The sequence below is a fragment of the Methylobacterium sp. J-092 genome (genome assembly GCF_022829325.1).
Taxonomy (GTDB): Bacteria; Pseudomonadota; Alphaproteobacteria; order Rhizobiales; family Beijerinckiaceae; genus Methylobacterium.
Genome location: NZ_JAKSXU010000200.1, coordinates 1 through 18,968 on the forward strand (window position 1 = coordinate 1; position 18,968 = coordinate 18,968).

General features: G+C 72.4%; 12 protein-coding genes. 6 read left to right on the forward strand and 6 right to left on the reverse strand.

From position 1 onward, the window contains the following. Positions 1-325: 325 nt before the first annotated feature. From MKK60_RS24095 to MKK60_RS24105, 3 genes are all read left to right on the forward strand, one after another. Positions 326-1,690, forward strand: a complete 1,365-nt coding sequence (locus MKK60_RS24095; protein ID WP_243988850.1) for an MFS transporter — start codon at positions 326-328, stop codon at positions 1,688-1,690. A 91-nt stretch (positions 1,691-1,781) separates the two neighbouring features. Beyond that, positions 1,782-4,313 carry an NAD-dependent DNA ligase LigA gene (gene ligA / locus MKK60_RS24100; RefSeq protein WP_243988851.1) on the forward strand — a complete coding sequence of 844 codons (2,532 nt, stop codon included), beginning with the start codon at positions 1,782-1,784 and terminating at the stop codon, positions 4,311-4,313. Between the two features lie 63 nt (positions 4,314-4,376). Then, entirely contained in the window at positions 4,377-5,231 is an 855-nt protein-coding gene (locus MKK60_RS24105; RefSeq protein WP_243988852.1) for a 3'-5' exonuclease, read from the forward strand. A 78-nt stretch (positions 5,232-5,309) separates the two neighbouring features. Here MKK60_RS24105 and MKK60_RS24110 read toward each other — a convergent pair whose 3' ends face one another. Beyond that, positions 5,310-7,511 (reverse strand): 3-hydroxyacyl-CoA dehydrogenase NAD-binding domain-containing protein, encoded by a 2,202-nt coding sequence (locus MKK60_RS24110; protein ID WP_243988853.1) that lies wholly within the window; start codon positions 7,509-7,511, stop codon positions 5,310-5,312. A gap of 227 nt (positions 7,512-7,738) precedes the next feature. Between MKK60_RS24110 and MKK60_RS24115 the strand changes: the two genes are divergently transcribed. Beyond that, the gene (locus MKK60_RS24115) at positions 7,739-8,458 is read left to right on the forward strand and encodes an EAL domain-containing protein (protein ID WP_243931746.1); all 720 of its coding nucleotides are present in this window, start codon (positions 7,739-7,741) and stop codon (positions 8,456-8,458) included. 42 nt (positions 8,459-8,500) lie between these two features. On the opposite strand, the gene MKK60_RS24120 is transcribed toward MKK60_RS24115, so the two are convergent. The 3 genes from MKK60_RS24120 to MKK60_RS24130 all read right to left on the reverse strand — a co-directional run bounded on the left by MKK60_RS24120 (position 8,501) and on the right by MKK60_RS24130 (position 12,315). Further along, complete coding sequence (locus MKK60_RS24120) at positions 8,501-9,022, reverse strand: hypothetical protein (protein WP_243988854.1); 522 nt, start codon at positions 9,020-9,022, stop codon at positions 8,501-8,503. Positions 9,023-9,132: 110 nt separating this feature from the next. Continuing rightward, positions 9,133-10,341 (reverse strand): acetyl-CoA C-acetyltransferase, encoded by a 1,209-nt coding sequence (locus MKK60_RS24125; protein ID WP_147728814.1) that lies wholly within the window; start codon positions 10,339-10,341, stop codon positions 9,133-9,135. Positions 10,342-10,530: 189 nt separating this feature from the next. Continuing rightward, positions 10,531-12,315, reverse strand: a complete 1,785-nt coding sequence (locus MKK60_RS24130; RefSeq protein ID WP_147844357.1) for an acyl-CoA dehydrogenase C-terminal domain-containing protein — start codon at positions 12,313-12,315, stop codon at positions 10,531-10,533. Between the two features lie 286 nt (positions 12,316-12,601). Between MKK60_RS24130 and MKK60_RS24135 the strand changes: the two genes are divergently transcribed. Together MKK60_RS24135 and MKK60_RS24140 are read left to right on the forward strand one after the other, a co-directional pair. Then, positions 12,602-15,967 carry a hypothetical protein gene (locus MKK60_RS24135; protein ID WP_243988908.1) on the forward strand — a complete coding sequence of 1,122 codons (3,366 nt, stop codon included), beginning with the start codon at positions 12,602-12,604 and terminating at the stop codon, positions 15,965-15,967. Between the two features lie 149 nt (positions 15,968-16,116). Further along, the gene (locus tag MKK60_RS24140) at positions 16,117-16,554 is read left to right on the forward strand and encodes a DUF3429 domain-containing protein (RefSeq protein WP_147729576.1); all 438 of its coding nucleotides are present in this window, start codon (positions 16,117-16,119) and stop codon (positions 16,552-16,554) included. A gap of 73 nt (positions 16,555-16,627) precedes the next feature. On the opposite strand, the gene MKK60_RS24145 is transcribed toward MKK60_RS24140, so the two are convergent. Beyond that, positions 16,628-16,951 (reverse strand): YbaB/EbfC family nucleoid-associated protein, encoded by a 324-nt coding sequence (locus MKK60_RS24145; protein ID WP_147729577.1) that lies wholly within the window; start codon positions 16,949-16,951, stop codon positions 16,628-16,630. Positions 16,952-17,016: 65 nt separating this feature from the next. Then, a complete protein-coding gene (locus MKK60_RS24150; protein WP_243988855.1) occupies positions 17,017-18,945 on the reverse strand; it encodes a DNA polymerase III subunit gamma/tau in 1,929 nt (642 codons plus the stop codon). Positions 18,946-18,968 lie beyond the last annotated feature (23 nt).

Genomic DNA, 18,968 nt, shown 5'->3' on the forward strand with positions numbered 1-18,968 from the left:
TTCTTTCCCTACATCGCGCTATGCCGATCCGTGGTCTTGGTCGGGGTTGTGTGGCGAATCAGGCTTCCTACACACGCCACGCCCAGCCGCCGCTAAGCCATACCGTACACTCCTCCCCTCCAGGACGCTTGGCCGACGACCGGGCTGGGGCGGGGTTCGGGGACTATCCAGCCGTCGCGCACAAGACATCCACCGATGGCGGCGGCGCGTACCTCCCTCCCCCGCAGAGGGGGGAGGGAGAAGCGCGCGTGCCTTGCCGCGCGTTATCGTATGGTCGAGGCCGGACGAGCGGGGCGGATCTGCGCGCAATGAGGAGCCTTCGGGAATGAGCGGCGCGGAGGATCCACCGGCGCGGGCGGCCCCGCAAGCCGGAAGCGCCGTCGCGATCGCAAGCTTCGGCATGCGGCTGCCGACCCTGCAAGATCGCGGCGCCCGCTACGGCGTGTTCTTCGCCACCTATCTCTACCAGGGGCTGGTCGCCGGATTCTCGCTGACCGCGCTCGCCAACCATCTCGCGGCGCAGGGCGTGTCGAGCGCCGAGGTCGGCGTCCACTTCGCCATCGCCGGCCTGCCCTGGACGGTGCAGCCGATCCTGTGGGGGCCGCTGGTCGACCGGGCGAGCGGGTTCGCGATGGGGCGGCGCCGGGCCTGGAGCGTGCTCGCGATCCTCGGCTGCCACGCGGCGCTCGCCGGGCTGCTGCTGGTGCCGGACGCCCGCGCGCTCGGCGCTCTGGGGGGCGTCTTCCTCGTGCACAGCACCTTCGCTGCCCTGCTCGACACCGCCTGCGACCGGATGGTGATGGACCATGTCCCGCCGGGCGAGCTCGGGCGGATGAGCGCCTGCACGCGGGCCGGCTTCGTCGCCGGCACCAGCCTCGGCGCCGGCCTGTTCGGCTGGCTGCTCGCCGCCTACGGGTTCGGGTTCAGCACCGCCTGCCTGCTCGCGACCGCCATCCTCGCCGGCCTGCCGATCCTGCTGGTGCGCGAGGCGCCGGGCGACGCCCTGCTCTCGCCGGCGCGGCGGCCGAGCGCGGGGGGCGGGCGGAAGGTCCCGTTCGCGCGGTTCCTGCGCCGGCTGGCCCTGGGCCTGCGCCGGCCGAACGCCCTCCGGCTCGTCGCCCTGTGCTTCTCGGTCGACGGGGGGCTCGCCCTGTTCGAGCTGCCGTTCTCGGTCGATCTCGTCCAGGCGCAGGGCTGGGATGCCGCCGAGCTGTCGCGGCTCCAGGCCGGCCTCGCCTTCGCCGGCGGAACCCTGGGAGCGCTCGGCATCGGCCTGTGGTGCGACCGCGCCGGGCCGTTGCCGGCCCTGCGCACCCTGTTCGCGGCGAGTGCCGCCGCGTTCTTCGCCACCGCGTGCCTGATCGCGGGCGGCTTCGCCGCATCGGCCGGCCCGCTGATCCTCGGCTTCACCAACGTCCTGCCCGGCCTGCTGATCGTCGCCCTGGTGCCGGCGCTGATGCAGGCGAGCCGAGGCCGGGCCGGCGCGGCGACGCAGTTCGAGGTGTTCATGGCGGTGATGAACCTCGGCTCCGTCGCGGGCGGGGCGGCCTCGGGCGTGCTGGCGCCGGTGCTGCCGCTGTCGGGGGTCGCCCTCCTTGCCGGGCTGGTCCTCGTCGGGGCGGCGGCGCTGGTCCGGCGCCCGGACCTGATCCTGCCGCGGCAACGGCCCGGCGATGCACGATCGCTGTGAATCGCGACGCTTCGGCTCGGTCTCCAAGTGATCCCGGCCGGGGGGAAATCGGTTAGAAGCCCGATCGCCCCCTGCGGAAGTCTCGAGCCCGATGCCGAAGCCCCAGCCTGCCGCCTCGAAGTCTGCCGCCCCGAAATCGGCCGGCGTCGAATCCGTCCCGCCGGAGGCCGTCACGCTCACCGCCGAGGCGGCGCGGGCGCGCCACGCCGCGCTCTCCGCCGAGATCGCCGAGGCCGACCGGCTCTACCACCAGGAGGACGCGCCCGAGATCTCGGACGCCGCCTACGACGCCCTGCGCCGGGAACTGGAGACGCTGGAAGCGCAGGTCCCCGACCTTGCCGGCACCGGCATCGCCAGCGCGTCGGTGGGCGCGAAGCCCTCCGAGAAGTTCGCTAAGGTGCGCCATGCGGTGCCGATGCTTTCCCTCGGCAACGCCTTCGCCGACGCGGAGGTCGAGGAGTTCGTCGCCCGCGTGCGCCGCTTCCTCAACCGCCCGGAGGAACCGCTCGCTTTCACGGCCGAGCCGAAGATCGACGGTCTTTCGCTGTCGCTGCGCTACGAGGACGGGCGCCTCGTCACCGCCGCCACCCGCGGCGACGGGGAGACCGGCGAGAACGTCACGGCCAATGCCCGCACGGTCGAGGACATCCCCCAGGCGCTCGCCGGCAGCGGCTGGCCGGCGGTCTGCGAGGTGCGCGGCGAGGTCTACCTCTCGCACGCGGATTTCGCCGCGATCAACGCCCGCCAGGAGGCGGCGGGCAAGCCGCTTTTCGCCAACCCGCGCAACGCCGCCGCCGGCTCGCTGCGCCAGCTCGATCCGTCGATCACCGCCGCGCGGCCGCTGAAGTTCTTCGCCTACGCCTGGGGCGAGGTGGTGCCGCCGTTCGAGGGAACGCAATCGGGGGTGATGGACCGGTTCCGCGCGTGGGGCCTGCCGGTGAACCCGCTGACCGTCACCTGCACGGATGCGGCCGGCATGATCGCGCATTACCGGCGGATCGAGGCCGACCGGCCGACGCTGGGCTACGACATCGACGGCGTCGTCTACAAGGTCGACGACCTCGCCCTGCAGAAGCGGCTCGGCTTCGTGTCGCGGAGCCCGCGCTGGGCCCTGGCCCACAAGTTCGCGGCGCAGGAGGCGTTCACGGTGGTCGAGGGCATCGACATCAACGTCGGCCGCACCGGCTCGCTCAACCCGCTCGCGCGCCTGCGCCCGGTGACGGTCGGCGGCGTCGTGGTCTCGAACGCGACGCTGCACAACGAGGGCTACGTCAAGGGCGTCGGCGGCGACGGCGAGCCGATCCGCGACGGCCGCGACATCCGCGTCGGCGACACCGTGGTGGTGCTGCGGGCCGGCGACGTGATCCCGAAGGTGATGGACGTGGTGCTGGAGAAGCGCCCGGCCGACGCGAAGCCCTTCGACTTTCCCGAGACCTGCCCGGCCTGCGGCAGCAAGGCGGTCCGCGAGATCAACCCGCGCACCGGCAAGCCCGACGCGGTGCGACGCTGCACCGGCGGGCTGATCTGCCCGGCCCAAGGGGTCGAGCGGCTGAAGCACTTCGTCTCGCGCAACGGCTTCGACCTCGAAGGCTTCGGGCAGACCTACATCGAGGTGCTGTTCGAGGCCGGGCTCGTGACACAACCGGCCGACCTGTTCACCCTCGAATTCGAGCCGCTGAAGGCGGCGATCGTCGCGCGGCGCGAGGCCCTGTCGGCGGAGCGCCGGGCGGAGGGGGCGCCGGCGCCGAAGAAGCCGACCAAGAAGAAGGGCGAGGAGGAGGACAAGGCGATCCACAACCTGCTCGCGGCGGTCGCCGAGCGCCGCAGCTTGCCGATGAACCGCTTCCTGTTCGCCCTCGGCATTCCGGACATCGGCGAATCGACCGCCAAGGCCCTGGCCAAGCGGTTCTCGGACTTTTCGGAGCTGAAGACGGCGCTGCGGGCGGCGGCCGACGCGCAGGCCGGGCCGGACTGGATCGAGCTCTCAGCGGTGCCGCGGATCGGGCCGACCACCCGCGACCGGCTGCTCGAGGCCGGCCTGCCGGGCGAAGCGGCACATTCGGCTGACGCGGAACCTCCGGCGGAAGCGGGCGATGCCGAGGAGGGCGAAGCCGCGCCGGCGGACGCCGGCAGGATCCGGTTCAGCACCAGCCAGCGCGCCAGCCTGATCGCCCATTACGGCAGCCTGGACGCCGCCCGGGCGGCGATCGCGCGCGCGGCCGAGCAGCGACCCGGGGACGCCTACCGGGTCTTCGCCGACGACGGCGAGATCGGCCCGGTGGCGACCGACTCGCTGATCGCGTTCTTCTCCGAGCCGCACAACGACGCCGCCGTCTCGGCGCTGCTCGCCGAGGTGACGGTGGCGCCGATGGAGGCGGCCGCGCGCACGGCGGCGTTCTCGGGCAAGACCGTGGTCTTCACCGGAACGCTGGAGAAGATGACCCGCAACGAGGCCAAGGCCACCGCGGAACGTCTCGGGGCGAAGGTCTCGGGCTCGGTCTCGGCGAAGACCGACCTCGTCGTCGCCGGCCCCGGCGCCGGCTCGAAGCTGAAGGATGCCGAGAAGCACGGGGTGCGCGTCGTCTCGGAAGACGAATGGCTCGCGATGGTCGCAGGCGCTTGAAGCGCGAGTCCGCGGGTCATAGACCTGGGTCATGACACCCCCGCGGCCGTCCCGTTCAGGCACATGACCGTCGTCGCCCTCGATTTCGAGACCGCCAACGAGCAGCGCGACAGCGCCTGCGCGATCGGGCTCGCCTGGATCGAGGGGGGCCGCGTGGTCCGGCGCGCGTCCCGGCTGATCCGGCCGCCGGAGCTGCGGTTCTCGCCCGGCAACATCCGCGTCCACGGGATCGTCCCGGCCGACGTGCGCGACAAGCCGAATTTCGGCGAGGCGGTCGCCGAGTTCCTGCCCGACCTCGCCGGCGGGCTGATCCTCGCCCACAACGCGAGCTTCGACATCGGCGTGCTGCGGGCCTCGCTCCAGGCCTGCGGGCTGCCGGCGCCCCCCTTGCGCTACCTCTGCACGGTGCAGGTCGCCCGCCGCGTGTTCCCGGACCCGGAGGGCTGCGGCCTCGGCAAGGTCGCCCGCCGCCTCGGCATCCGGTTCGAGCACCACGACGCCGGCGAGGACGCCTATGCCTGCGCCGAGATCGCGCTCGCGGCCGTCCGGCAGACGGAGGCCGCGGACGTGCCCGACCTGTCGCGGGTGCTGTCGCTGCCGGCGACGCGGATCGACGGGAGCGCCGCGATCCCGCGGGCGGGCGCCGGCGCGATCAGCGGCCGCATCCTGCGGGCGCTCAAGCCGGCCGAGCCGGACGCGCTGCGCTTCGCCATGCGCGGCAGCACCGGCAACCGCTACGAGGTCTCGCTGGAGGACCGCAGGAGCGGCTTGATGCTGCGCTGCACCTGCATGGCCGGCCGCCACGGAGTGCGCTGCCGCCACGTGAAGGCGCTCGTCGTCGGCGACATCACCGACCTACTGTCGAACAACCACGCCGACGTCGAGGTGCTGCGGCGCCGGCTGGCCGCGGTGGGGTGAGACGGGACGCCGTCTTGGATCCAAACGCCCACGATGCCGTGAGCTCCCTCCCCCTGAAGTGGGGGAGGGAAAGGGCGATCACGCCGCCTTCTTCGCCGCCTCGCCGTAGAACGTGCCGCCGCTCTCGGCCATGGCGCGCAGGTTGTCGGGCACCGCGAAGCGCGGGCCGTGCTTGGCCTCAAGCCCCTCGGCCAGGGCGACGAAGTCCTTCGCGCCCATGAAGTCGATGTAGGACAGGGCGCCGCCGGTGAACGGGGCGAAGCCGAAGCCGAGGATCGAGCCGACGTCGGCCTCGCGCGGATCGGTGATGACGCCCTCGCCCACCGTGCGCGCGGCCTCCAGCGCCTGGACCACGAGGAGCCGGTGCTTCAGCTCGGCGATGTCGAGGGTGTCCGGGTCGAGGTGGGTCGGCTGCAGGTCCTTCAGCCCGGGCCACAGACGCTTCGGGGCGCCCTCCGGGTAGTCGTAGAAGCCCTTCCGGTTCTTGCGCCCGAGCCGCCCCTGGTTCTCGACGAGCTCGACGAGCAGCGCCTTCTGCGCCGGGTCGACCGCGTCCGGGCCGAGCTGCGCCTCCGTCGCCTTGGCGATCGTCAGGCCGAGGTCGAGGGCGACCTCGTCGTTGAGCGAGAGCGGGCCGACCGGCATGCCGGCCATCTTGCCGGCGTTCTCGATCATCGCGGGCGGCACGCCCTCGTTGAGCATCTTGTGCCCTTCCAGGATGTAGGCGCCGACGCAGCGGTTGGCGAAGAAGCCACGGGCGTCGTTCACGACGATCGGCGTCTTCTTCACCGTGCGGACGTAGTCCAGCGCGGTGGCGAGCGCCCGGTCGCCGGTGGCCTCGCCCTTGATGATCTCGACGAGCATCATCTTCTCGACCGGCGAGAAGAAGTGGATGCCGACGAAGGCTTCCGGGCGCGAGGACGCCTTGGCGAGGCCGGAGATCGGCAGCGTCGAGGTGTTGGAGGCGAAGATCGTGTCGGGGCCGATCACCGCCTCGACCTTGGCGATCACCTCGGCCTTCACCTTCGGGTCCTCGAACACCGCCTCGATGACGAGGTCGCAATCGGCGAGATCCGCGTAGTCGGCCGACGCCTGGATGCGGGCGAGCAGCGCGTCGCGGTCGGCGGTCTTGGCGCGGCCCTTGTTGATCTGCCCGGTGATCAGCGCGTGGGCGTAGGCCTTGCCCTTCTCGGCCGCCTCGGTCGACTGGTCGACGAGCACCACCTCGAGGCCGGCATTGGCGGTGACGTAGGCGACGCCGGCGCCCATGAAGCCGGCGCCGACCACGCCGACCTTGCGCAGGCTGGTGGCGGGCACGTCCTTCGGGCGGCGCGCGCCCTTGTTCAGCTCGCCCATCGAGATGAACAGCGTGCGGATCATCGCCGCCGCCTCCTTGGTGCGCAGGATCATCGCGAAGTAGCGGCTCTCGACCTTGAGGCCGAGGTCCATCGGCAGCTGCAGGCCCTCGTAGACCGAGGCCAGGATCGCCTTCGCCGCCGGGTAGTTGTCGTGCGTCTCGCGCCGGTAGATCGCGTTGGCCGGGGGCCAGATCATCATGCCGGCCGGCGAATACACCTTGCCCGACGGGGCCTTGAACTTCGGCACGTCCCAGGGCGCCACCGCCGAGCCGCCGGCGAGGATCCAGGCCTTGGCCTTGGCCACGATCTCGTCCTTGCCCGCGACCTCGTGGACGAGGCCCATGCTCCTGGCCATCGCCGGGCGGATCTGCTCGCCCTTGAACAGCATCTGCAGGGCGTCGCCGGTCTGCATCAGCCGCGCCACGCGCTGGGTGCCGCCGCCGCCGGGAAACAGCCCGACCTTGATCTCGGGCAGGCCGACCCGGGTCTTCGGGTCGTCCGAGACCACGCGGTGATGGCAGGACAGCGCCAGCTCGAACGCGCCGCCGAGGCAGAGCCCGCTCACCGCCGCCGCGAAGGGCTTGCCGCAGGTCTCGAGCTTGCGGAACACCAGCGAGAGCCGACGCGACGCCTCGAAGAAGTGGCGCATGGCGGGCTCCTCGCCCTGCTCGCGCTTGAGCTTCTCGTATTCGAGCCCGAGGCCCTGCAGCATCGTGAGGTCGGCGCCGCCCGAGAAGTTGTCCTTGCCCGAGGTGATGACGCAGCCCTTCACGGCCGGATCGGCGACGACCGCGTCGACGATCGCCTCGATCTCGTCGATCACGGCCTGCGTGATGACGTTCATCGAGCGGCCGGGGCAATCCCAGACGGCCAGGGCGACGCCGTCGGCATCGGTCTCGAAGCGAAAGTTCTGGAGATTCATCGCTGATCCTCGGATGACCGAACGCATGTAGTCCGGCGCGTTAACAGTGTGGAGATACTTGCTCTTCAGAAGGCTTGAGGGGGTCGAGCAACGGAAACTAGCCCATGATCGTCGATGCCGAGCGTGCCGATGCCAGACCAGCCGACGCCGCGCCGGCCGACGGGAAGGCGACCGCCGGGAAGTGCCGGGCCTGCCGCAACGGCGAGGAACTCGGCTTCACCTTCACCATGGCGTTCCAGCCGATCCTGGACACGGTCGACGGCCGCGTCTGGGGCTACGAGGCCCTGGTCCGCGGGCCGGAAGGACAGTCGGCGGCCTCGATCCTCGACCGCGTGACCGACGAGACGCGCTACCGCTTCGACCAGGCCGCCCGGGTCAAGGCGATCGAGCTCGCCGGGCGCCTGTTCCCGAAGGACGACCGGACGCGCCTGTCGATCAACTTCATGCCCAACGCCGTGTACGAGCCGGCAGCCTGCATCCGCGCCTCGCTCGAGGCCGCGCGCCGGGTCGGCTTCGAGCACCGCCGGATCATGTTCGAGTTCACCGAGAACGAGCGCTTCCGCGACATCGCCCACGTGAAGCGCATCATCGCCGAGTACCGGCGCCAGGGCTTCCTCACCGCGCTGGACGATTTCGGCGCCGGCTATGCCGGGCTGAGCCTGCTGGCGAACTTCCGCACCGACCTGATCAAGATCGACATGGACCTGCTGCGCGGCATCGACGCCGATGCCGGGCGCGGCGCGATCGTGGCGGGCCTCGTCGCCATCGCGCGCGGCCTCGACGTCTCGGTGCTGGCCGAGGGCGTCGAGACGCAAGCCGAGTTCGACGCCCTGCGCGACCTCGGGATCACGCTGTTCCAGGGCTATCACTTCGCCAAGCCCCGGTTCGAAGGCCTGCCGGAGGTGGCGGGCTTTCCCGGGTCGGAGCGATCCGCGCAGGCCGCCTGAGCTGGGCTGGGGGGCCATGCCCGGATCGCTCCGCCGCCGACGTCAGCGCGCCGGGGCCGGCGCGGGCGCCGGGGCGGGTGCCGGAGTCGGCGCAGGCATCGGAGCCCCGGCCTTCGGCGTGTTGTCGCCGGCCGCCGCGATCGCCAGCATGTTGAGCAGCTTCGTCACCGAAGCCTGCGAGATCGCCGTCACCGACGAGGACGGGTCGGCGTTGATGGCCTGGAACTTGAGGTAGGTCTTGTCCTCGTAGATCTCGTTGAGGTGCTTGAGCTCGGTCAGCGTGAACTTGGTCGCGTATTCCTTCGACAGGCCCTCGACCATGATGCCGCTCTGCTTGTCGAACTCGGCCATCAGCTCCTTGCGGACGGCGTCCGACTTGTCGTCCGGCATCGCGGCGACGGTCTTCTCGAGCGCGGCGTCGAAGCCGGTCTTCAGGTTCTTGATCAGCGTCTTGCTGACGAGCGTCTTGGCCTCGGCGACCTTGTCGGCCGCCTCGTCCGCGCGGGCGGCGATGGGCAGGGCGAGCGCGGTCGTCAGGCACAGGGTGGCGAGAAGGCGGGTCATCGTTTCTCCCAAAGGTTCGTGTCGTCCCCGCCGTTTCCCGGCACGGGTCGGGGCCGGCTCTAGCAGCGTTCGCGCCGAATAGGGAACGCGCCGGCCGGTTCGAGACCGCGTCAGACCCGCTCGATGATCGTCGCCGTGCCCATGCCGGCGCCGATGCACAGGGTCACCAGGGCGCGCTCCTTGCCGGTGCGCTCCAGCTCGTCGAGCACGGTGCCCAGGATCATCGCGCCGGTGGCGCCGAGCGGATGGCCCATGGCGATGGCGCCGCCGTTGACGTTGACCTTGGCCGGATCGAGGTCGAACGCCTGCTGGAAGCGCAGGACCACGGCGGCGAAGGCCTCGTTGACCTCGAACAGGTCGATGTCGGAGAGCTGCATCCCGGCCCGCGCCAGCACCTTCCTCGTCACGTCGACCGGGCCTGTCAGCATCAGCGCCGGATCGGAGCCGATGTTGGCGAAGGCGCGGATACGTGCACGCGGCTTCAGGCCCGCGGCGACGCCCGCCTCTCGCGAGCCGATCAGCACCGCGGCGGCGCCGTCGACGATGCCCGACGAGTTGCCGGCATGGTGGACGTGGTCGACCGCCTCGACGTCCGGATGCGCGTCGACCGCCACCGCGTCGAAGCCGCCCATCTGGCCCATCTGCACGAACGAGGCCTTCAGCTGCCCGAGCGACTGCATGTCGGTCGCGGGCCGCATGTGCTCGTCGCGGTCGAGCAGGGTGATGCCGTTCACGTCGCGCACCGGCACGACCGAATCCTTGAACAGGCCGTCGGCCCAGGACCTGCCCGAGCGGGTCTGGGACTGCACGGCGTAGGCGTCGCAATCGTCGCGCGAGAACCCGTACTTGGTGGCGATCAGGTCGGCGGAGACGCCCTGGGGCATGAAGTAGGACTTGATCGCGATCGCCGGGTCGACCGGCCAGGCGCCGCCCGAGGCGCCGAGGCCGACGCGGCTCATCGACTCGACGCCCCCGCCCACCGTCATGTCGTGCTGGCCGGCCATGACCTGGGCGGCGGCGAAGTTGATCGCATCGAGGCCCGAGGCGCAGAAGCGGTTGATCTGCACGCCCGGCACGTGGTTGCCGTAGTCGGCGACCAGCGCCGCGGCGCGGGCGATGTCGCCGCCGGCCTCGCCGACCGGGTCGACGCAGCCGAGCACCACGTCGTCGACCTTTCGGGTGTCGAGGCCGTTGCGGTCCTTGAGCGCGCGCAACGCCGTCTCGGCCAGGCGGAGCGCCGTGACCTCGTGCAGCGACCCGTCCGGCTTGCCGCGGCCGCGGGGGGTGCGGACGTGGTCGTAGATGAAGGCCTCGGTCATGGCGTTTCCCTTGATTTTTCCTGCTTGCGCAGCCGCACCGCGAACCCTCTCCCCTCTGCGGGAGAGGGTGGCCCGCGAAGCGGGTCGGGAGAGGGGAGCGCGTTGTCCGGAGAGGTCGCTCCCCTCTCCCGACCCTCGCTGACGCGAGGCCCACCCTCCCCCGTTCCAGGGGGGGAGGGAAGAACTCCCTCAGAACGCCTCGGCCGGCAAGGCCATGGTCGTGTCCGCGCCGGCCTTGACCCGCCCGAAGCGCATCGCGGTCTCGGGCAGCACCCGCTCCATGTAGAACCGGCCGATGGCGAGCTTGGCCTCCATGCGCTCCGGCCGCTCGGCCTTCTTGGCGTTCGCCGCCTTGGCGATCTTGCCCCACATGTAGCCCATCGCGACGAGGCCGAGGAGGTGCATGTAGTCGGTGGCGCCGGCGCCGGCGTTGTCCGGCTTCGAGAACGCGTTCTGCATGAACCACATGGTGGCGCCCTGCAGGTCGTTGAGCCCGGCCTGGAGCGGCCCGGTGAAGGGTTTCAGCGCCTCGTCCTCGCCGTTGTCCTTGATGAAGGCCTGGACCTCGCCGAGGAAGGTCATCATCGCGCGACCGCCGTCCTTGGGCAGCTTGCGCCCGATCAGGTCCATCGCCTGGATGCCGTTGGCGCCCTCGTAGATCATCGCGATGCGGGCATCGCGCACGAACTGCGACATGCCCCATTCCTCGATGTAGCCGTGGCCGCCGAACATCTGCTGCGCCTCGACCGCGTTGGCGAAGCCCCGGTCGGTGAGCACGCCCTTGACCACGGGGGTGAGCAGGCCGAGCAGGTCGTCAGCGGTCTGGCGCTCCTTCGCGTCCTCGGAGCGATGCGAGATGTCGGATTGCAGCGCGGTCCAGAGCATCAGCGCGCGCGCCGAATCGTTGAAGGCGCGGATGCCCATCAGCGTGCGGCGCACGTCGGGGTGGACGATGATCGGGTCGGCGGCCCTGTCCGGTGCCTTCGCGCCGGTGAGCGAGCGGCCCTGCAGCCGGTCCTTCGCGTAGGCCACGGCGTTCTGGTAGGCGACCTCGGATTGGCCGAGGCCCTGCACGCCGACGGCGAGCCGCGCCTCGTTCATCATCACGAACATCGCGTTGAGGCCGCGGTTCTCCTGGCCGACGAGCCAGCCGGTGGCGCCGTCGTAGTTCATCACGCAGGTCGAGTTGCCGTGGATGCCCATCTTGTGCTCGATCGAGCCGCAGGACACGCCGTTGCGCGCGCCGACCGAGCCGTCCGCGTTCACCAGGAACTTCGGCACCACGAAGAGCGAGATCCCCTTGGTGCCGGCCGGCGCGCCCTCGATCCGGGCGATGACGAGATGGACGATGTTCTCCGACAGGTCGTGCTCGCCCGCCGAGATGAAGATCTTGGTGCCGGTCAGCGCGTAGGAGCCGTCGCCGTTCGGCACGGCCTTGGTCTTCAGGAGGCCGAGATCGGTGCCGCAATGGGGCTCGGTGAGGTTCATGGTGCCGGTCCAGGCGCCTTCGACCATCTTCGGCAGGTAGGTGCTCTTCTGCTCGTCCGAGCCGTGAACCAGCAAAGCCGCCATCGCCCCCTGCGTCAGGCCCGGATACATCCCGAGCGCGAGGTTGGCGCCGGAGGCGAATTCCTGGATCGCGGTGTTCAGCGTGTGCGGCAGCCCCTGGCCGCCGTATTCCTCCGGCACCGACAGGCCCATCCAGCCGCCCTGGGCGTAGGCGTCGTAGGCCGCCTTGAAGCCCTTGGGCGTCGTCACCGAGCCGTCGGCCCGGCGGAGGCAGCCTTCGAGGTCGCCGACGCGGTTGAGCGGGGCCAGCACCTCGTCGGCGAGCTTGGCGCCCTCGTTCAGCACCGCCTCGACCATGTCCGGCGTAGCCTCGGAGAAGCCCGCAAGGTTGGCGTGGTTGTGGAAGCCGAGCACGTCGTTCAGGAGGAACAGGGTGTCCTCGACCGGGGCGCGATAGCTCGGCATGTGTCGATCCTCCAAGGGGGCGGAGGCCCTGCCCGGTCCGTCGCGGAGCGGTGGGTCTCTCGATAGTTCATATATAAACTATCCCGCCGTCCGGGGGCAAGAGGGGTGCGGCCGGGTTCCGCGGTTTAGACTGATGCAACCCATGTTCGACCTCTTAACCCGGTGTTTACCAAGAAAGTTAATGGTCCTGGACAACCGATCCGAGGACCGCGTTCCGGACACGTCGCAAGCGTGCGCGAACGTGGCCGGGGCCCGGTGCCGAACGCCGCCGAACGCAGGCCCGATGATGACCCGAACCGCGACGCCGAGCTTCGACAACTTCGATCCCGACGTGCTCGATGCTGCCCGCGACGTGGCCCGCCGCGCCGGCGTTCCGCTGGAAACGTGGATCGCCTCCGTCGTGCCGGACAAGGCGAAGGCGGGCTCGGTCAAGGCGGCGTCGAAATCCAGCACGAAGGTGCCGCGCCGCCCCGCCTCGGATCTCGGGACGTCCCGGCCGGCCGCACCGGCCGCGCCGGCTCCCGCCGCCGCGACGATGCCCGACGCCGCCCCGGACGGCGCTCTCGGCGCGACCATCCAGGCCCTGCTCGCGCGCATCGACGGGCTCGACCGCACCCTCGCCGAGGAGCGGCTGTCGGTGGAGGACGCCGCCCAGCGCCGGATCGCCGACATCGAATCCCGCATCGGCGCGGCGATCGGCGCCAGCGCCGCCCCGGTCCAGCAGGTCGCCGAGCGCCTCGGCGACATCGAGCGCCGGATGTCGGCGTTGGGCGAGCAGCTCGCGGCGACCCGGCCCCCGGGCCGGCGCGGCCGCCCGGCGGCCGCCGAGATCCAGGATGCGGTGCAGGACATCCGCCAGCGCCAGCGCGAGCTCGGCGAGAACGCCGGCGCCAGCGTGGTCGCGACCATGCGCGAGGACATCGCCCGCCGCCTCGACGCGACGGTCGAGGACACCGCGCTGCCGGACACCGCGGTGTCCGAGCTGCGCCGCGAGACGAACCGGCTTCGCGAATCGATCGGCCATCTCGCCACGCGGCGCGACCTCGGCGCCCTCGAGCAGGCGGTGATCTCGCTGGCCAGCGGCGTCGAGCGCGCCGGAGCGCCGGCGGACCTCGCCGCCATCGCCGAGCCGATCGAGCTGATCCGCGCGCAGGTCGAGCGGCTGGCCGACGACGTGGCCGAGAACGTCCACACCCGCGTGGCCGGCGAGGTCGAGCGCCTCGCCTCCCGGCTCGATGCCGTCGTCGCCACCGGGCACGGCAGCGCCGTCGATCACGACGCGCTCAAGCACCTGTTCGACGAGATCGAGGAGATCCGCCGCCTGATCGCGGCGCTCGCCGGGCCGGAGCGGATCCAGAGCCTCGCCGCCGGCGTCCAGGCGATCAGCGCGCAGATCGCCCAGCTCCAGAAGGCCGCGACCGCGGGCAGCGACACCGCCCTGCGCCCTCTGCTGGAGGAGATCCGCAGCGGCCTCAACGCCAGCGTTCCCGCCCCGGCGGCGCTGGTCGACCAGATCGACGCGATCGCCTCGAAGCTCGACGCGATGCAGGCAGGCGCACACGGCGCCGACGCGGCCAGCTCTCAGGCGATCCTCGGGCGGATCGACGCGCTGTCGGACAAGGTCGACCGCGTCAGCACCCAGCCGGTGGGCGACCTGATCGGGCGCCTGGAAGGCCTCGGCGAGAGCCTGCGCATGCCGGCGATGCCGGGCGGCGACGTCGCCTCGATCCACGCCATGCTGCGCAACCTCGCGGAGAAGGTCGACCGCGTCGGCGCGCGCTCCGGCGACGACGGCCTCGACGCCCTGGAAAAGCAGGTGGTGTCGATCGCCGACCGGCTCGACGCCCGCAGCGGCGACCCGACGCTCGCAAGCCTGGAGCGGTCCATGGGCGACCTGCTCAAGCAGGTCTCCGCGCTCCGCGACGAGGCGCCGATCGAGGCCGCCGTGGCCCGTGCCACCCGCAGCGCCGTAGCCGATTCGATCGGCGGCCGCGGGAACGCCGAGACGAGCGAGTTCGGGCTGCTGCGCGCCGGCCTCGCGGACATGCAGGCCCGGCAGGCGGCGTCCGACCAGCGCCTCGCCACGACGCTCGAAGGGGTGCAGACCGCCCTTGAGCGCCTGACCGGGCGCCTCGATGCGCCCCCGGCCGCCGCGCCGGCCCGCGCCCCGATCGGCAACCGCGCGGTGCCGCTGGAGGAGCGCCTGCTCGCCTCGACCACCGTCGAGGCGCCGCGCCCCCGCACCGCCCGGCGCCCGGAGCTTCCGAGCGCCGCCGCGACGGGCCCCGAGACGGCCCGGGCCGGCGACGAGCTGCTGGAGCCCGGCGCGGCGCGTCCGTCCAAGGACGCCGCCCCCCGGGAGCGCCAGACCCGCGACCGGGCCGAGCCCGCCGAGGCGGACGGCGCGACCGACATCAAGACCAACTTCATCGCCGCCGCCCGCCGGGCCGCCCAGGCCGCCCAGGCCGAGGTCGCCTCCGAGGCCGACCTCTCGGCCGGCCGCCGCGAGCCGCGCCCCGCCGCCCGCCGGCCGATGCCGGTCGCGGACGCGGCCGGCGACGGACCGGTCGCGCGCCTGCGCGCCGAGATCAACCGCCGGCGCCGGCCGCTGCTGCTCGGCCTCGCGGCGATCGTGCTCGCGCTCGGCGCCCTGCAGGCGATCAGCATGCGCCCGACCGCGAACGGCGACACGGCGCGCGCGCCCCAGCCGCCGACCGTGCTGGCCGACACCAACGCGTCCGCCGCGCCCAAGGGCGACCCGAAGGCCGAGCCTCGCGCGGACAAGGCCGAGCCGGCGATGCCGGCCGAGGCTCGCCCTGCCCCGGCCGACCCGCAGACCACGCAGGCGCTTGCCACCGCCGCCCCCGCGGAGGCGAAGGCGGCGCAGGCCCGGAGCGCGGTGCCGCAGGTGTCGAGCATGGCCTCGCTCGCGGGCGACCTCGCCACCCTGCCCGCCGGCCTGTCGAAGCTCCGCCAGGCGGCGCAGGACGGCGACGGCACCGCGGTCTGGGAACTGGCCGGGCGCGCCGCGGACGGGCGCGGCCTGCCGCGCGACCTGTCGCTGGCGGCCAAGCTCTACGAGAAGCTCGCCGGCGCCGGCTACGCGCCGGCCCAGTACAAGTACGCCGGTCATTACGAGAAGGGCGCCGGCCTCGTGCGCGACCTCGACAAGGCCAAGATGTGGTACGGCCGCGCCGCCGAGCAGGGCCATGCCCGCTCGATGCACAACCTCGCGGTGATCTACGCCGAGAACCCGAGCGCGACCGGCAAGCCGGACTACGCCTCGGCCGCCTCGTGGTTCAGGCAGGGGGCCGAGTACGGGGTGCGCGACAGCCAGTACAACCTCGCGGTGCTCTACGCCCGCGGCCTCGGCCTGACCCAGGACCTCGCGCAATCCTACGCCTGGTTCGCCGCCGCCGCCGCGCAGGGCGACGAGGATGCCGGCAAGAAGCGCGACGACGTGGCGACCAAGCTGAGCCCGGCCGACCTCGCCGCGGCGCGCAGCATCGCCGCGAACTTCAAGCCGCACCGGCTCGACCGCGCGGTCAACGAACCCCCGGTCGCCAAGGACGCCGCCGGGCCGATGACCCTGCTCGGCGCCCCCGCCCCGATCGCTCCCGCCCTCGGCCAGACCGCCCGCAAGGGGGTCTGAGCGCGAGCGCACGGGTGGCCCGGACCGGCGTTCCGGGCGGCGGAAGCTTGACCATGATGCCGCAGTGCGGGAACCCTCCGCGGCGGCGTTCGTAGGATACGTGATTCGATATGCGACCGCCGATCCGCAGCGGGCAGCCCGGAGGTCGGATGGCGCGCGTCTCCCCCGTACCGACCGGCGCCGTCCTCCTTGGCGTCGCGGGACTGATTCCGTTCGTCGGCTTCGCCGCGCTCGCCGTCAGCGGCAGCGACGGCGGCCTCGGCACGATCGGCCTGTCGCCGCGCACCATCCTCTCGGCCTACGGCGCGGTGATCGCGTCCTTCCTCGGCGGCATCCGCTGGGGCGCGGCGGCGGCGCGCAACGCCGGCAACGCCGACTACCTCATCGCCATCGTCCCGTCGCTTCTAGCCTGGGCCGCGCTCGCGGCCCCCGCCCCGTGGGACCTGCGGACCCTCGGCATCCTGGTGCTCGCCTGGGGCGTGGTCGACCAGGACCTCGCCCGGCGCGGCCTCGTCCCGGTCTGGCTCGGTCGCCTGCGCCTGGTGCTTTCGGGTGTCGCCGGCGCCGCCCTCCTGGTCGCGGCCTGATCGTCGCGCGGGTCGCCGACCGTCGACGACCCATTCCCCCGGCGATCGGCCTGCGCGGGACCCGGCCCGGGCCTCAGAACGGCAGCTTCATGCCGGGCGGCAGCGGCAGGCCCTTGGTGAGCTCGGCCATGCGCTCCTGCGCCGCCTGCTCGGCCTTGCCGCGCGCGTCGTTGACCGCAGCGAGGATCAGGTCCTCGAGGATCTCGCGCTCGTCGGCGACCATCAGGCTCGGGTCGATGGCGACGGCCTTGACGAGGCCCTTGGCGGTCATCGTCACGCGCACGGAGCCGCCGCCGGAGGCCCCCGAGACCTCGACCGTGTCGAGCTCGGCCTGGAGGCCGGCCATCTTCTCCTGCATGGCCTGAGCCTGCTTCATGATGCCCATGATGTCGCGCATGCGGATCGGTCTCTCGTTCGTGGGGTGAAGCGTGATCTGGGAAGCCGGGCGGGCGGATGCCAGCGTCAGGCGTCGTCGGCCTCGCCGTCCTCGGTCGCGGCCTCGTCGAGGCCTGCCGGGGCTTCGAGGTCTGCGGAGGCCGCCTCGGGGGCGTTGTCGCGCACGTCGACGATCTGCGCGCCGGGGAAACGCGCCAGCACCTCGCGCACCAAGGGGTGCGAGGCGGCGTTCTCGCGGCGGCTCTCGATCGCGGCACGGGCCTGCGCGTCGAGCGTCGGCGCGCCCGCCGCCCGCGAGGGCGTGACGATCCAGCGGCGGCCGGTCCACTGCTCGAGCGCCTTGGCGAGGTCGGCATGCAGGGAGGGGCGCCCGCCGTCCGCCTGACGGAACTCGATGCGGCCGTCCTCGAAGCGCACGAGATGCGCCTCGCGCTCCAGCGCCGACTTCAAAAGGATGTCGCGGCGGGCGTCGGCGAGCGCCACCACGTCCTCGAACCGGGACAGGCGCGGGCCGGCCGGCTCGGCGGGCCGGCCCTGCACCACGGGCGCGGGCGCGGCCGGTGCCGGGACCAGGACCGGACGCGGCGGCGGAAGCGGCCGGGCCTCCGGCAGGGGCCGCGCTTCGGCAGGCGGCGGTGCGGCGGCCGGCTCGGGCGCCGGAGGCGGCACCGAGACGGGGGCCGGCGGAGGCGGCGCGATCGCGCGGGGCGCCGGGGCGGTGAGGGCTGGTCGAGCCGGTGCGTCGCCCTCCTGCGCACCGGCGGCGAGCGATTCGGCCCTGAGTTGTCGCAACGCCTCGTCCGGCGTCGGCAGGTCGGCGGCGTAGGCGAGCCGCACCAGGGCCATCTCGGCCGCGGCGAGCGGGCGGGCCGCACTCTGCACCTCGGGTATCGCCTTCAGCAGGATCTGCCAGGCCCGCGACAGCGCCCGCACGGGCAGGCGGCCGGCGAAATCGCCGCCGCGCCGCCGCTCGATCTCGCTCAGCGTCGGGTCGGCGGCCGCCGCCTCCGGCGCGAGCTTCAGCCGGGTGACGAGGTGGGTGAAGGCGGCGAGATCCGATAGCACGACCGACGGGTCGGCACCGGACTCGTACTGGCTGCGCAGCTCGGCGAAGGCGGCGGGCACGTCGCCGCGCATCACCGCCTCGAACAGGTCGAGGATGCGGGCCCGGTCGGCGAGCCCGAGCATGTCGCGCACGCCCGCGGCGGTGACGGCGCCGGCGCCGTGGGCGATGGCCTGGTCGAGCAGCGAGAGCGCGTCGCGCACCGAGCCCTCCGCCGCGCGCACGATCGCGGCCACCGCCTCGTCCTCGGCGCCGACGCCTTCGGCCGCGCAGATCTTCTGGAGATGGGCGGAGAGCACGTCGGCCTCGACCCGGCGCAGGTCGAACCGCTGGCAGCGCGACAGGATGGTGATCGGGACCTTGCGGATCTCGGTCGTCGCGAACACGAACTTCGCGTGCGGCGGCGGTTCCTCCAGCGTCTTCAGGAACGCGTTGAACGCGTTGCCCGAGAGCATGTGGACCTCGTCGATGATGTAGACCTTGTAGCGCGCCGAGACCGGCGAATAGCGCACGCCGTCGATGATCGCGCGCACGTCCTCGATGCCGGTATGCGAGGCGGCGTCCATCTCCAGCACGTCCATGTGCCGCGATTCCATGATCGCCTGGCAATGGACCCCGAGCCCCGGCATCGCGATGGTCGGGCCGGTGTCGGGCGCGCCGACCGGCGCGTAGTTCAGGCCGCGGGCGAGGATGCGGGCGGTGGTCGTCTTGCCGACGCCGCGCACGCCGGTCAGCATCCAGGCTTGCGGGATGCGCCCGGCCGCGAACGCGTTGCCGAGCGTTCGCACCATCGCGCCCTGGCCGATCAGGTCGTCGAAATCCTTGGGACGGTATTTGCGCGCCAGCACGCGGTACGGCGTCTGCGCGAGGGCAGGCGCCGGAAACCCGGGCAGGCCCGGCTCGTCGTCAGGCGTGCCGGTGCTCGCGTCCATGCGCTCTTCGGGGGTGCGTCTTC